The organism is Arthrobacter rhombi, assembly GCF_039526245.1.
Classification (GTDB): domain Bacteria; phylum Actinomycetota; class Actinomycetes; order Actinomycetales; family Micrococcaceae; genus Arthrobacter_H; species Arthrobacter_H rhombi.
Window position 1 is genome coordinate 1 of the sequence record NZ_BAAAIV010000015.1, and the last position, 13,615, is coordinate 13,615.

11 protein-coding genes are annotated in these 13,615 nt (G+C 66.4%); 1 reads left to right on the forward strand and 10 read right to left on the reverse strand.

Features of this window, described 5'->3' with window-relative positions; all coding sequences use genetic code 11:
- Positions 1–108: 108 nt before the first annotated feature.
- Positions 109–732, reverse strand: a complete 624-nt coding sequence (locus ABD088_RS17275) for an arsenate reductase/protein-tyrosine-phosphatase family protein (protein WP_372710394.1) — start codon at positions 730–732, stop codon at positions 109–111.
- Between the two features lie 138 nt (positions 733–870).
- Here ABD088_RS17275 and ABD088_RS13270 point away from each other — a divergent pair, with 138 nt between their 5' ends.
- Positions 871–2,031 carry a glycosyltransferase gene (locus ABD088_RS13270; RefSeq protein WP_343902429.1) on the forward strand — a complete coding sequence of 387 codons (1,161 nt, stop codon included), beginning with the start codon at positions 871–873 and terminating at the stop codon, positions 2,029–2,031.
- 3 nt (positions 2,032–2,034) lie between these two features.
- Here the strand turns inward: ABD088_RS13270 and ABD088_RS13275 are convergent, their stop codons facing one another.
- From ABD088_RS13275 to ABD088_RS13315, 9 genes are all read right to left on the reverse strand, one after another.
- Positions 2,035–2,349, reverse strand: a complete 315-nt coding sequence (locus tag ABD088_RS13275; RefSeq protein WP_343902430.1) for a winged helix-turn-helix domain-containing protein — start codon at positions 2,347–2,349, stop codon at positions 2,035–2,037.
- Positions 2,346–3,032: a hypothetical protein gene (locus tag ABD088_RS13280; protein ID WP_343902431.1), complete on the reverse strand. Its 687-nt coding sequence runs from the start codon at positions 3,030–3,032 to the stop codon at positions 2,346–2,348. Before ABD088_RS13280 ends, ABD088_RS13275 begins: the two co-directional genes overlap by 4 nt.
- A gap of 106 nt (positions 3,033–3,138) precedes the next feature.
- The gene (locus ABD088_RS13285; RefSeq protein WP_343902543.1) at positions 3,139–3,783 is read right to left on the reverse strand and encodes a Maf family protein; all 645 of its coding nucleotides are present in this window, start codon (positions 3,781–3,783) and stop codon (positions 3,139–3,141) included.
- Positions 3,784–3,856: 73 nt separating this feature from the next.
- Positions 3,857–7,423 (reverse strand): MMPL family transporter, encoded by a 3,567-nt coding sequence (locus ABD088_RS13290; protein WP_343902432.1) that lies wholly within the window; start codon positions 7,421–7,423, stop codon positions 3,857–3,859.
- Positions 7,424–7,426: 3 nt separating this feature from the next.
- Entirely contained in the window at positions 7,427–8,092 is a 666-nt protein-coding gene (locus tag ABD088_RS13295; RefSeq protein WP_343902433.1) for a TetR family transcriptional regulator, read from the reverse strand.
- Between the two features lie 135 nt (positions 8,093–8,227).
- On the reverse strand, positions 8,228–9,658 hold the full coding sequence (locus ABD088_RS13300; RefSeq protein ID WP_343902434.1) for a dicarboxylate/amino acid:cation symporter: 1,431 nt from the start codon (positions 9,656–9,658) through the stop codon (positions 8,228–8,230).
- A gap of 254 nt (positions 9,659–9,912) precedes the next feature.
- Complete coding sequence (locus tag ABD088_RS13305; protein ID WP_343902435.1) at positions 9,913–11,604, reverse strand: DUF885 domain-containing protein; 1,692 nt, start codon at positions 11,602–11,604, stop codon at positions 9,913–9,915.
- Positions 11,605–11,669: 65 nt separating this feature from the next.
- Positions 11,670–11,936 (reverse strand): acyl-CoA carboxylase subunit epsilon, encoded by a 267-nt coding sequence (locus ABD088_RS13310; protein WP_343902436.1) that lies wholly within the window; start codon positions 11,934–11,936, stop codon positions 11,670–11,672.
- Complete coding sequence (locus ABD088_RS13315; protein ID WP_343902437.1) at positions 11,933–13,546, reverse strand: acyl-CoA carboxylase subunit beta; 1,614 nt, start codon at positions 13,544–13,546, stop codon at positions 11,933–11,935. The genes ABD088_RS13310 and ABD088_RS13315 overlap by 4 nt, the downstream gene beginning before the upstream one ends.
- Between the last annotated feature and the right edge of the window lie 69 nt (positions 13,547–13,615).

Genomic DNA, 13,615 nt, shown 5'->3' on the forward strand with positions numbered 1-13,615 from the left:
TATTTGGGCGGCGGGGCTGCTAACGGTCCAGTCGTGGTGAGCATCGATGACCTCAAAGTCCAATCTTGAAACTATCCACATGTCGTCTGCCACCCGAACCGGGATCGATCAGTCGTGCAGTAAGTTCCAATGTCCAAGACTTGTACCAAGCTGATTGCCGACGTCTAGCGCCTTGCTAACAGTGCCTGTGTGCCGGCGGGGGCGCTGGATGCCATGCGTATCGGCCAAGTCCATTGGCGGAGCATCCGTGCCGCCAAACCAGCGTTTTCGGGGGGCAGGGGTGGGAAGTGTTCCGCGCCGATGGCTGAGAACAGAACTTGGCCCGTCGTGAGTGAGGATTGAGGTTTCTTGATCTTCGAGGCGGCTCGCGGCGAGCAGCTTCGACTCGATGAGAGTGAACGTCCTATCCCGAATTTCGGGGTACTTCTGGACTAATGCTCCGCGGATAGAACTCGTGGCCGTCAAAATGAGTTCGAAGTCTGAGACATTGAAAAAATTTATGGGGCGGGAAACAAATGAATCAACATAGTCTGCACCGCCCGGGAAGTCGCGTATTCGAACTGCAGCTGACGAGCAGATTCCTTCTCCGCTTGATGCTCGGATCCCGGCGCTTTGTACACTGAGGAACGGGAACTGGGAGAGGGCGAAACCAGCCGTAGGAGAGCGGCAAATATTTGCCGTGCAGACGACTAGGGTAGATATAGGCCCTCGGCCAGATTGATGCCTGCTCACTTTTCGCCTCCACCAGCACTACCCCGATTGTATAGAGCTGTACCTACAGCCTATCTGGAGTCGTCGGCGCCGCACAGTGGGTGACATATTTCCAGGATGGGCTAAGCCCTCATACATGAGGACACCGCAAGGAGAACGATGAAGAAGCAAGACAACGCAATGAGGAAATGCCTGATCGTGCACCCTGGTGCGGAGCTCTACGGGTCTGACCGAGTTGTGTTGGAGAGTGCCATTGGCTTGCTGGAAGAGGGAGCAAGCGTTGTCGTGTGTATCCCCGCAAAGGGGCCGCTGCACCAACTCTTGAGAGCTGAAGGGGCAACGACAGTCCGTGGCCCGTCGTTAGTGCTTCGCAAGATGCTTCTGCGCCCGCGAAACTGGCCTTCATTGGTCCGAGACGCTGCTGTGGGTCTCGTAGCTGGTATCCGTGTCGTCTATCAGTACCGCCCGGACGTAATTCTGGTCAATACGATTACCTTGCCTATGTGGCCTTTGTTGGCACGGGTCCTTGGTATTCCCGTCGTGACTCATATCCATGAGGCGGAGGCATCTGCTAGTCGCAGGGTGCGTAAGGCCATATATGCTCCGCACCTCCTTTCGCACAAGGTGGTGCTCAACAGCGATTTCAGCACCCGAGTGCTAGCCGATTGTTTCCCGGCTTTGGCTGCTAGAAGTTCTGTCGTATACAACGGGGTGCCGGGGCCGGCCGAGCGAACCGCTCCGCGTCCAGACTTGAACGGTGAGCTTCGAGTGTTGTTCCTCGGCCGCCTGTCGGAGCGGAAGGGGCCTCACGTGGCGGTCCGGGCAATTCATGAGCTCAAGCAGCGAGGCATTCGCGCACACCTAACTATTGCCGGTGCAGCTTTTGAAGGCAAAGAGCAGTTTGCTGACGAATTGCGCAACCTGGTTAGTACCCTGGGCATACAAGGCGACGTATCTTTTACGGGATTTACGCCGGACATTTGGCCGCTATTGGACGACGCCGATGCTCTCGTAGTTCCTTCGACGGTGGACGAGCCCTTCGGCAATACCGCAGTCGAGGGAATCCTTGCGGGCCGGCCGGTCGTCGTCAGCAACACGAGTGGTCTCCGGGAGGCTGCTCGGGGGTATGAATCGGCCATTTATGTCGAGCCCAACGATGACCAGGGCATCGCCGACGCCCTGGAGCGGGTCTACCGGGAGTGGGAGTACTTCTCGACGCACGCAGCCACCGACGCGATTGCCGCTGAAGAAAAGCACTCGCTGGCGACCTACCGGAAGAAGATCGCGGATATCGTGCTCAACGCCGCTGATCAGCCATAGGGGTCAGGTTCCAGCGATCTCGCGAAGCGCCGCCAGGTGCTGCTCCCAGATTTCCCGGCCCGTTGGAGTCAGCGAGAACCAGGTCCGGGGACGCTTGCCGACGAAGCCCTTGCGGATCTTCACGATGCCGGCTTCCTCGAGCTGGGAGGCCTGGCGGCTTAATACCGAATCGCTGACCTGGAGATGGTCGCGGATGACCCCGAACTCGGATTCGTCAGTACCGGCAATCGCCGCGACCATCGAGAAGCGGACGGGGTGGGCCAGCTGGTCGGAGAGCTTGAGCCGGGGATGCTCATCGTGTGGCTCCGGGGCGCTCATGCGCGGGCCTCGAGCCAGGCGCCGACCACTGAATTGATGGTGATGGCCGTGGCGATCACGATGGCGAACCAGAGCTGCCCCGTGAGCAGGGTGCTGGCGAGCAGGATGCCGATGACCCAGAGGCCCGCCCAGATCATCATGAACGTCATCCAGCGTCGTCCGAACCCACGCTTGGTGGATCGTCCGAAGACCATCATGAAGGCCATGAAGATCCCCAGCCAGATGAGCATGGCAACCAGGGGCAAGGCCACCAGAGATTCGTCGAACCTGCCGACGAACCAGAACGCCAGCATGCTCAGTGAGGTGATCGCGCCCAAGCCCAGGAGCATGGCAATGTGTGGCCAGCCGGCTCCGGAGCGCGCTGCCGATTCCAGGCGGCTTGCTTCGTTCAGGAGTTCACGTGCCGCCTGGGCGGACGGCTGCGCTTCCCCGGCCTCCCGCGCGACGACGATTCCAGTGTCCTGCGTTCCGATCGCACTAGTGGAGCGCTTGCGGGCAGTGGCCGCGGTGGAGGCCCACACGGCGCCGAGGATCACTGTCATGCTGCTGGCCATGACGGTGAGCTGCGGCTTGCCCATGGCGAGGCCGGTGATGAAGAGTGCGGCCATGCAGGCGATGCCCAGCGCGTAGCCGATCCAGGCGTAACGCTGGCCGTTGATCCGGGGCTCCGCGGTTGCCTGCATGGCGACTCCTTGCTGATTGAGGGAAGTCGCTGGATGCGACGACCACCACTTCAGCATAGAAAGTACTTTCCAGATTGGCAAGTACTTTCCAGTGGGACTGTCCGGGTCAGGCCCAGAGGTCCATGATCGTCAGGTCCGCCGAGGCCAACAGGGTCCGCAACGTGCTGACCGACAGGCCCACCACGGTGTGCGGATCACCCTCGATGCCCGTGATGAACGCCGAGCCGCGCCCATCGATGGTGAACCCGCCGGCGCAGGGGAGTGGTTCGCCGGTGGCGACGTAGGCCTCGATCTCCGCGTCGGTCACCTCGGCGAAGGTGACCGAGGCGGAGGCGACGGTGCCCAGCGTGGCACCAGTGCCGCCGTCGTCCTCCTCCGTGCTTCGGTTGTCCACCAGCCAGTGGCCGGTGTGCAGGATGCCGGTGCGCCCGCGCATGGACTGCCACCGTTCGATGGCGACCTCGGGGGTGTAGGGCTTGCCGTAGGGGACGCCGTCGAGTTCGAAGACCGAGTCGCAACCCAGGACGACGGCGCCGTCCGTCGCCTCCAGGGAGGCGACGGCTTCGGCCTTGGTCCGGGCGAGCAGCAGGGCCATCGACTGCGGGTCCAGCTCGCCGCCGAGGCGCTCGGTGGCCTCGGCGACTGCTGCCTCCTCATCGACCGCCGAGACGATGGCCTCGAAGCCGATCCCCGCGTCGGCCAGGATCCTGGCACGTCCGGGGGACTGCGAGGCCAGGACCAGCAGTGGCAGTTCCTCCGCGGAGCCGGAATCGGCGGTGGAGGTGTCGACGTCGGCCGGGGCAGTGTGGTGGGCGCTCATGGAACTACCGTAATGCGTCCTGGCGTTCGTCCGGATCGTGGGCGTCACCGAAGGGGAACCAGGCGTTGGAATCCTCGGCCTCGACGGCTCCGGCTTCCGGCTCCCCGCGGTGGGCTCCGTGGCCGGGGCCCCCGGCGTCGGGGCCAGCATTTCCGTCCGGGCCTCCGTGGGGTCCTCCGTTGCTCGGGCCCGCACCGCCGGCGGGTCCGCCGGTCGATCCGGCTGCGCCACCGGTGGACAGGGCCGCGATTTTCGATCCCTCGACGTCGACGTCCGGCAGGAGCCGATCCAGCCACTTCGGGATGTACCAGGCGTGGCGTCCGAGCAGGTGCATGATCGCCGGGGTGATGGTCATGCGGACCACGAACGCGTCCAGGATCACGCCGATGGCCAGCGAGAAGCCGATCGCCCGGATCATCGTCAGGTGGGAGAAGATGAAGCCGGCGAACACGCTGGTCATGATCAGTGCCGCGGCGGTCACCACCGGTGCGGAATGGGCGAACCCGGAGCGGACTGCGGAACGCGCCTTGCCCCCATGGACAAACGATTCACGCATGCCCGAGACCAGGAAGACCTGGTAGTCCATCGCCAAACCGAACAGGATGCCGGTGAGCAGGATGGGCAGGAAGCTCATGATGGGGCCAGGCGTCTCCACGCCGAACAGCCCCGAGAGCCAGCCCCACTGGTAGACCGCCACGGTGGCGCCGAAGGATGCGACGAGCGAGAGCAGGAACCCTGCGGTGGCCAGCAGCGGCACGACGATCGACCGGAAGACCAGCAGCAGCAGGATCAGCGACAGCCCGACGACGATGCCCAGGTAGAGCGGCACCACTTCCGAAATGCGTTCGGAGACGTCGATCTGCGCGGTCACCTGGCCGGTCAAGGCCAGATGGGAGCCCGTCTCGGATTCGATCTGCGGCGACGCGTTGCGGATGTCGGCGACGACCTGTTCGGTCGCCTGGCTCGCGGGGCCGTCCTGGGGCACGATCTGCAGCACACCCAGGGTGTGTGCGTCGTTGTTGCCCACGGGGACCGCTGCGACGACCCCGTTGATGTCGCGCAGCTGGTCGGCGATATCCAGTGTCTTGGCCTCGGCCTGTTGGGCGTTGAGCCCCTGGGGCAGGTCGGCAACCGCGATGATGGGGCCGTTGTAGCCGGCGCCGAACTTCTCGCTGAGCAGGTCATACGCCTGGTGGGCGCTGGAGTCGACCGGCTCGGCGCTGCCATCGGGCAGGGCGGTGCGCAATTGCAGGGCCGGCAGGGCCATGATGCCCAGCAGGAGGACCCCGACCACGCCCATGAGAACCGGGCGCCGGGTGACGAAGGCGCCCCATCCGCGGTTGCCCGCGGCGTTCGGGTGGGCGGCGGAGTCGGTGCTCTCGGCGGCATGCCCCGCAGCGGTGCCGGCTGCCGAGGCATCCGTCGCCGTGTTCGCGGCGGCCTTGCGCCAGGCCCGCTTGCTGACGAGCTTGGTCCCGATGAACCCCAGCAGCGCCGGGGTCAGGGTGATGGCGATCAGCACGGCCATGGCGACCGTGAAGGCAGCGGAGAGCCCCAGGATCGAGAGGAAGGGCAGGCCCGGGACCGCCAACGCCGAGAGGGCGATGATGACCGTCAGGCCGGCGAAGACCACGGCGTTGCCGCTGGTTCCCGTCGCCCGGCCGATGGATTCCTCCATGTCCATGCCGTCCAGCAGCTGGCGGCGGTGGCGGTGCACGATGAACAGCGAATAGTCGATGCCCACGGCCAGGCCCAGCATCAGGGCCAGGGCCGGGGTGATGGAGGCCATTTCGATCACGCTGGACAGGGCCAGCGTGCCGCCCACACCGGCACCCACGCCCAGCACTGCCATCACCAAGGGCAGGCCGGCGGCGACCAGGGTGCCGAGCATGACCATGAGCACGACGGCGGCAATCACCAGGCCGATGATCTCCGCTGAGCCGAAGATGGAGGAGATGTCCTGGACGATGTCCTTGGAGTAATCGACCTTCAGCCCCGTCGACGTGGCGGCTCCGGCAATGTCCTGGATCTTCTGGCGGACCTCGGGAGTCAGGGCATCGGCTGAGCCGACGAAGCTGACGTTGACCGCTGCGGTGGTCCCGTCCTGGGAGACGAAACGCATGCCCTCGGTCGACTGGGCCTTGCGGGCACCCAGGGCCAGGTCCTTCTGCCCGTCCTCGAGCTTCTTCTCGGAGTCCTTGAGTTTCTGTTCGGACGCGGGCAGCTTGTCCTGGGCTGCCTTGAGTTCCTTCTCCCCGGCATCGAGCTTGGCCTTGTTTTGGTCGATCTCCTGCTGGCCGGCGGTGAGCTTGGCCTCGTTGGCGGCGATCTCACGCGCCCCGGAGTCGATCTTGGCCTGTCCGGCGGCGAGCTGCGCTGCGCCGGCGTTGAGCTTCTTCTCGTTGGCGGCGATCTTGGCGCGCCCGGAGTCGAGCTGTTTCTTGGAGGCCTTGAGTTTCTTCTCGCCGGCCGCCAGTTCGGGTTTCTTGGCGGCCAGGGTCTTCTTGCCCTGGGCCAGTTGGGCGGCCCCGGAATCGAGCTGCTTCTTGGAGGCGTTGAGCTTCTCCACCCCGGCGGATGCCTGGTCGAGCCCGGCCTGGCCCTTCTTCAGCTCGGCGCGCTGCGCGTCGACCTGCTTTTGGGTCATGGGTGCCGGGAGTCCTGCGTCCAGGAGCTTCTGGACGTCATCGAGCTGCTGGTTGCCCTGGTCGATGTCCCGCTGTTTGGAGGAGATCGCGCCGGGAACCTGGGACAGCGAGGAGACGCCGAACTTCTGGGCCAGCGCGGCCGCGCCGGCATCGTATTGCTCCTGGCCGGAGGCGATCTTCTGCTCGTTGGCCTGCAGATCCTTCTCGCCCTGGGCGAGTTGGGACTTGCCGGAAGCGATCTTGGCGGCTCCGGCATCGTACTGCTGTTGCCCGGCGGCCAGCTGGTTCTTGGCGGCCTGCAGCTTCTGGCGGCCGTCGGCGATCTGGGCGCTTGGTGCGGCCAGCTTCTGCTTGCCCTCGGCAAGCTGGGCCTTGGCGTCGGCCAGCTGCTTCTTGCCGTCGTCGATCTTGGCCTGGGCCTTCTTCAGCTCGGCGCGCCCGTCAGTGATCTTCTTTTGATTTGCGGTGATCTTCTTCTTGCCGTCGGCCAGTTGCTTCTTGCCGTCTTCGAGCTTTTGGCGGCCGTCGGCGAGTTTCTCGTCGCCCTTCTTGACCTGGACGGCTGCGTTGTCGAGCTGCTTCTGCGTGGTGAAGGGGTTCGAGGCCTCCCGCACGTCCTTCAACCCCTTGAGGTCGTGGAGCGAGTCGCCGATGGCCTCCTTCTGGGCGGTGGTGAAACGCGATCCGTCGGCCGTCTGGTAGACGATCGAGCCGCTGCCGCCGGAGAATTCGGGCATCTCGGCCTTCAGCTTGTCCAGGGCCCGTTGGGTCTCGGTGCCGGGGATGGAGAAGCTGTTGCTCAGCGTGCCCATGAAGGCGCCGGCCGACGCGCCGATGGCCAGCAGGGCCACGAGCCACGCGGACACGAAGATCCAGCGGCGGCGGTAGGCCATGCGGCCGAGCTTGTAGAGGAAGGTGGCCATGGATCAGGCCTCTCGGGTCGTGGCCGGGACGGCCGGGACGTTCAGGGTGGGGAAACCGTCGCGCAACTGGGCCAGCGCGGTGGTCAGGTTTTCCTGCAGGATGGCCAGCGAGGCGTCGGACAGGTCGCCGGCGGCGTTGACGATCCAGTACTCGAAGGCGGCGCGGCCGGCCCCGATGATGGAGTTGGCGAACACCGAGGCGGTGAGCGGATCGGTACCGGGCAACCGGTCGACGATGGCCTGGACCAACCGGGCAGCGCAGTCGTTCCACGATTCCAGCTGGAGCCGGTCGAGCTGGGGGTTGGAGTGGGCGGCGGCGACCAGTTCGGCCAGGGGCGCCAGCAGGCTCCGGTCCGCCAGCCCGTTGAGGGCGTTGACCGCTGCCGCCATGATGGGCAGCTCGCGGGGCTGCTCGGCGAAGATGTCCAGCACGTGCTCCACGAACGCGTCCGTCGGATCGTTCAGCGCGGACTCGAGGGTGGGGAAGTAGTTGAAGAACGTCCGCCGCGATACCCCCGCGGCCTCGGCGATCCGATCGGCGGTGACGGCCTCCGGGCCCTGCTCCAGGAGCAGACGGTGCGCGGCATCGACGATGGCGGTCCGTGTGGCCGTCTTGTTGATTTCGCGACGGGACGCGGGGGCGGAGGGAGGATCTGGCAGTGGACTCACCCGAATTACACTAGGTGCAACTTTGCACTCTGTGCAAACGCTGGGAATCGGGGCGGGGGCTCCGGATCTGGCAGGGCGCACGAGAGCGGGGCCCCTACCGAAGACGGTAGGAGCCCCGCTGCCGAGAGGAGCGGGTCAGCGCGTGGCGGGCACCGCGTCCTCGGCGACGGCCGCCGGGGCGCCGTCGACAGTGGTGGTATCGGCTGCCGCCTCGTCCTGGGCGGCGGCGAACTCGTCGGCGAACGGGTTGCCGTTGCGCGGTGCGTTGTAGAGCTCCAGGTCCAGGATGCCCTCGCGCTTGGCGACGATCACCGGGACCAGCGCCTGGCCGGCGACGTTGACCGCGGTGCGGCCCATGTCGATGATCGGGTCCACGGCCAGCAGCAGGCCCACGCCGGCCAGGGGCAGGCCCAGCGTGGACAGCGTCAGGGTCAGCATCACCACGGCGCCGGTGGTTCCCGCGGTGGCGGCGGACCCCAGCACGGAGACGATCGCGATGAGGATGTACTGCGTGACATCGAGCTGGATGCCGAAGAACTGGGCAACGAAGATCGCAGCCACTGCCGGGTAGATCGCGGCGCAACCGTCCATCTTGGTGGTGGCCCCCAGCGGCACGGCGAAGGAGGCGTAGCCGCGCGGCACCCCGAGGTTGCGTTCGGTCACTCGCTGGGTCAACGGCAGCGTGCCGATGGAGGAGCGGGAGACGAAGCCCAGCTGCACTGCCGGCCACACGCCGGAGTAGTAGGAGCGCACATTCAGCCCGTGGGCACGTACCAGGATCGGGTAGACCACGAACAGCACCAGGGCGAGCCCGACGTAGATCGCCACGACGAACTTGCCCAGCGCTCCCATGGTGTCCCAGCCGTAGGACGCGGTGGCGTTGCCGATCAGGCCCACGGTGCCCAGCGGCGCCAGGCGGATGATCCACCACAGGACCTTCTGGATGATGGAGAGCAGCGAGGCGCTCAGGTCCAGGAACGGCTTGGCTGCCGAGCCGACCTTCAACGCGGCGACGCCCACCGCCACGGCGATGACCAGGATCTGGAGCACATTGAAATCGATGCTGGTGTCCGCGACACCGTCGGTGATCTTCGTGCTGGACTCCAGGCCCAGGAAGTTCTGCGGGATCAGCCCGGTGAGGAAGGCCCACCAGTCGCCGGTCTTGCCGCTGTAGTCGGCCGGGGCGGACTGCCCGGTGTTGGCCCCGGGCTGGAAGATGGTGCCCAGGCCCATGCCGATCAGCACGGCGATCAGCGCGGTGATGCCGAACCAGAGGATGGTCCGCCACGCCAGACGGGCCGCGTTGGTGACCTGGGCCAGGTTGGCGATCGAGGCGACCACGGCGAAGAAGATCAGCGGGATGACCGCGGCGCGCAGCAGCGAGACGTAGCTGGAGCCGATGGTGTCCAGCGTGACGCCGAGCGCGTTCGGGGCGTCCTCGGTGCTGCCGGTGTACTTGGCGACCAGACCCAGGACGACGCCGAGGATCAGCCCGGCGACGATCTGGGGCCCGAAGGCGGTGGCCCAGCGGGGAAGTTTGCGGTGGGGTGCGGTTGATGTGCTCACCGGACGACGGTAGGGCGGCAAACTACACCGGAGGGAGTCGTTGTTGCGCTTTATGACGCGCGGGTGTCGGGGCCTCTCTCCCCGGCCTCCCGCGCATCCCGTGCGCCCCAAGGGATGCGCCGGGGCATTCCCGATCCGCAGGTGGCCTATCTCTCACGCCAGCGACGCATTCCCGGAAGCACGACGCCGGTGTCTCCCTGACCGGGGTGGATCGGGAGGCACCGGCGGGTGGTGGTGCTGGTGTGCTGGTCGGGTCAGCCGGCGGGCAGCAGGGCCCGGCGCAGCGTATCCAGGCCGACGGAGCCCATGTTCAGCGCCTGGGTGTGGAAGGCGCGCAGGTTGAAGTCATCGCCCTCGGCCTCGCGGCGGGCGTCGCGGATCTGCTCCCAGAGCCGCTGGCCCACCTTGTAGGACGGGGCCTGGCCCGGCCAGCCGAGGTAGCGGGTGAACTCGAACTTGCGCTGGCCCTCGGAGATGTCCAGGTGCTTGGACAGGAAGTCATACCCCTTCTCCGGGGTCCACGGGCCGGAGCCCCAGCGTTCGGGCATGTCCAGTTCCAGGTGCACGCCGATGTCGAACACCACGCGGGCCGCGCGCATCCGCTGCATGTCCAGCATCCCCATATGGTCGCCCGGATCGGCCAGGTAGCCCAGGTCCAGCATCAGGCGTTCGGCGTAGAGCGCCCAGCCTTCTCCATGGCCGGAAACCCAGCAGGCGTTGCGGCGCCAGTTGTTCAGGGTGTCCTTGCGGTAGGTGGCGGTGCCGACCTGCAGGTGGTGGCCTGGCACGCCCTCGTGGTAGACGGTGGTGGTCTCGGCCCAGGTGGTGAACTCGTCCTCGCCGGCCGGAACGGACCACCACATGCGCCCGGGGCGACTGAAGTCGTCCGAGGGGCCGGTGTAGTAGATGCCGCCTTCCTGGGTGGGGGCGATCATGCATTCAAGCTGGCGCATGGCATCGGGGATGTCGAAGTGCACCCCGGCCAGATCTGCGACGGCTCGGTCGGCCTTTTCCTGCATCCAGGCCTTCAACTCGTCGGTGCCCTTGAGCTGGCGGGCCGCATCGGCGTTGAGGATCTCCTTTGCTTCGGCAATCGAGGCACCGGGCTTGACCTTCTCGGCGACCTGTTCCTGTTCGGCGATCAGCCGGTCCAGTTCGGCCACGCCCCACGCGTAGGTCTCGTCCAGGTCCACGGCTGCACCGATGAAGCGGCGTGAGCACAGCGAGTAGTACTCCCGGCCCACGGCATCCTTTTCCGGGGCGACGGGCAGCAGCTCGGTTTCCAGGAAGTCGGCCAGCCGGGTGTAGGCGGCCGCCGCGTCGGCGGCGTTCCTGGCCAGGTCCTTTTTCAGGGAATCGTCGAGCGTGCCGTCGGCCGGAGCTGCGTTGGCCGCCAGGGAGGTGAAGAAGCCGCCGTCCTTGGCATAGTCACGAGCCTGTTCGATGACGATGCGTACCTGTCGTATCGCCGCGACGTGGCCCGCATCCCGGCTGGTGCGCAGTGAGTCGATGTAGCCGTCGAGGGCGGCACCGACGTTGGCGAGGCGACCGGCGATATGCCCCCACTGTTCCGCAGTGTCGGTGGGCATCAGGTCGAAGATCGCACGGATGTCCTGGGCCGGGCAGGCGATGTTGTTCAGCTCGGTGATCCCGGTGGCGTGCAGCTCCAGGTCCAGCCCGAGGCGTTCTCGCATGGCATCCAGGGTGATGGCGTCCACGTCGTCGACCGGTTCCAGGCCCTCGAGGGCCTCAAGGGTTTCACGCGCCGCAGCTGCGTAGGCATCCTGCCCGGCGGGGGAGTAGTCGGAATACTCGGTCTCGTGGCCGGGGATGCCCAGCGAGGTGGCGAAGTCCGGGGCGAGCTCGAGCAGGCGGTCGAAGAAGCGGTCGGCGACGGCGTCGATGGCGCTCGGGGTCCGGGTGGTCTCAGGTGTGGCGTTGGTCATAGTGACCAGACTAGCCGCTTGTGAAGTCCTTGTTGAAGGGTTTTGCCTCGCGGAAATGCCCCGGTTTAGAACCGGCCGCTGCGCCAGGCGCCGGGATGCCCCGAGAGCTGGCGGCGACGCCGGGCCTGGGAACGCAGCGCGTCACGGCGTGAGCCGCCGGTGCCGGTGTCATCCGGGGTGTCCGACGCCCCACCGGACATCGCCGCCAGGACTGCTGTCAGGGCAGCGATCTCCTCGGCATCGGGGTTGCCCTTGACCACGGTGAACAGCGCCGGCGCGGTGCCCGCCGAGGAGGCACCGCCGTCGTGCTGGGTTTCCTGCGTCCCGGTCACAGCGGGATGTTCCCGTGCTTCTTGGCCGGCAGCGAGGCGTGCTTGTCGCGCAGGGCGCGCAGGCCGCGGACGATCTGCGTGCGGGTGTCCGCCGGGGCGATGACCGCGTCGATGTAGCCGAGTTCGGCCGCCTGGTAGGGGTTGAGCAGTTCGGCCTCGTAGCCCTCGATGATCTCGGTGCGGCGGGCCTCGACGTCCCCGCCGGCCTCGGCGATGGCCGCCAGGTCGCGGCGGTAGAGGATGTTGACCGCACCCTGGGCGCCCATGACGCCGATCTGGGCGGTGGGCCAGGCGAGGTTCAGGTCGGCGCCGAGCTTCTTGGAACCCATGACGATGTAGGCGCCGCCATAGGCCTTGCGGGTGATGACGGTCAGCTTCGGCACGGTGGCCTCGGCGTAGGCGAAGAGCAGCTTGGCGCCGCGGCGGATGATGCCCTGGAACTCCTGGTCCTTGCCCGGCAGGAAACCGGGGACGTCCACGAGGGTGAGGATCGGGATGCCGAACGCGTCGCAGTGGCGTACGAAGCGTGCCGCCTTCTCCGAGGCGGCGATGTCCAGGGTGCCGGCGAACTGCAGGGGCTGGTTGGCCACGATGCCGATGCTGCGGCCCTCGACGCGGGCGTAGCCGATCATCACGTTGGGCGCGTAGAGCGACTGCATCTCCAGGAAGGCGCCGTCGTCGACGATGTGCTCGATGACCGTGCGCATGTCATAGGGCTGGTTGGCCGAATCCGGGATCAGCGCGTCCAGGTCCAGGTCGGCCGCGGTGACCTCCAGCTCCTCCTCGAATTCCACGGGGGGTGCCTCGGTGAGGTTGTTCGAGGGCAGGTAGTCCAGCAGCTCCCTCACGAAGTCGATCGCGTCGGACTCGTCGGAGGCCAGGTAGGTGGCGGTGCCGGTGTTGGCGTTGTGCTGCCGGGCGCCGCCGAGCGTCTCCATGTCGACCTCCTCGCCCGTGACGGTCTTGATGACGTCGGGGCCGGTGATGAACATGTGGCTGGTCTTGTCCACCATGACCACGAAGTCGGTCAGGGCGGGGGAGTAGGCCGCACCGCCGGCGCAGGGGCCCAGGATGATGGAGATCTGCGGGACGACGCCGGAGGCGTGGACGTTGTTGCGGAAGATGTCCGCGAACATCGCCAGCGAGGCGACGCCCTCCTGGATGCGCGCGCCGCCGCCGTCGTTGATGCCCACGACCGGGCAGCCGTTGCGCAACGCGAATTCCTGGACCTTGACGATCTTCTCGCCGTTGACCTTGCTCAGTGAGCCGCCGTAGACGGTGAAGTCCTGCGAGTAGACGGCCACCAGGCGGCCGTCGACCGTGCCGTGGCCGGAGACGACGCCGTCGCCGAGGGGGTGCTTGGCATCCATGCCGAAGGCGGTGGTGCGGTGTACTGCCAGGGCGTCGAATTCGACGAAGGAGCCCTCATCCAGCAGCATCCCGATGCGCTCGCGGGCGGTGTTCTTGCCGCGCGCGTGCTGCTTCTCGATGGCCGCTTCTCCCGAGGGGGCCTGCGACAGCGATTGCCGGCGCCGGAAGTCGGCGATCTTGCCCGCGGTGGTGGACACGTCGATCTGTTCGTCCACGTTCTGGAGGCCGGTCTCGCTCATGCGGGAGACTCCCGTCTGTTTGAAAATAGTAGGAATGGCACAACCAACGTGCCCGCATGGCCAGTCTAG

Coding starts and splice junctions, on each gene's coding strand:
- ABD088_RS13270 (WP_343902429.1), top strand. CDS start 871: ATGAAGAAGCAAGACAACGCAATGAGGAAATGCCTGATCGTGCACCCT.
- ABD088_RS13275 (WP_343902430.1), bottom strand. CDS start 2,349: ATGAGCGCCCCGGAGCCACACGATGAGCATCCCCGGCTCAAGCTCTCC.
- ABD088_RS13280 (WP_343902431.1), bottom strand. CDS start 3,032: ATGCAGGCAACCGCGGAGCCCCGGATCAACGGCCAGCGTTACGCCTGG.
- ABD088_RS13290 (WP_343902432.1), bottom strand. CDS start 7,423: ATGGCCACCTTCCTCTACAAGCTCGGCCGCATGGCCTACCGCCGCCGC.
- ABD088_RS13305 (WP_343902435.1), bottom strand. CDS start 11,604: ATGACCAACGCCACACCTGAGACCACCCGGACCCCGAGCGCCATCGAC.
- ABD088_RS13315 (WP_343902437.1), bottom strand. CDS start 13,546: ATGAGCGAGACCGGCCTCCAGAACGTGGACGAACAGATCGACGTGTCC.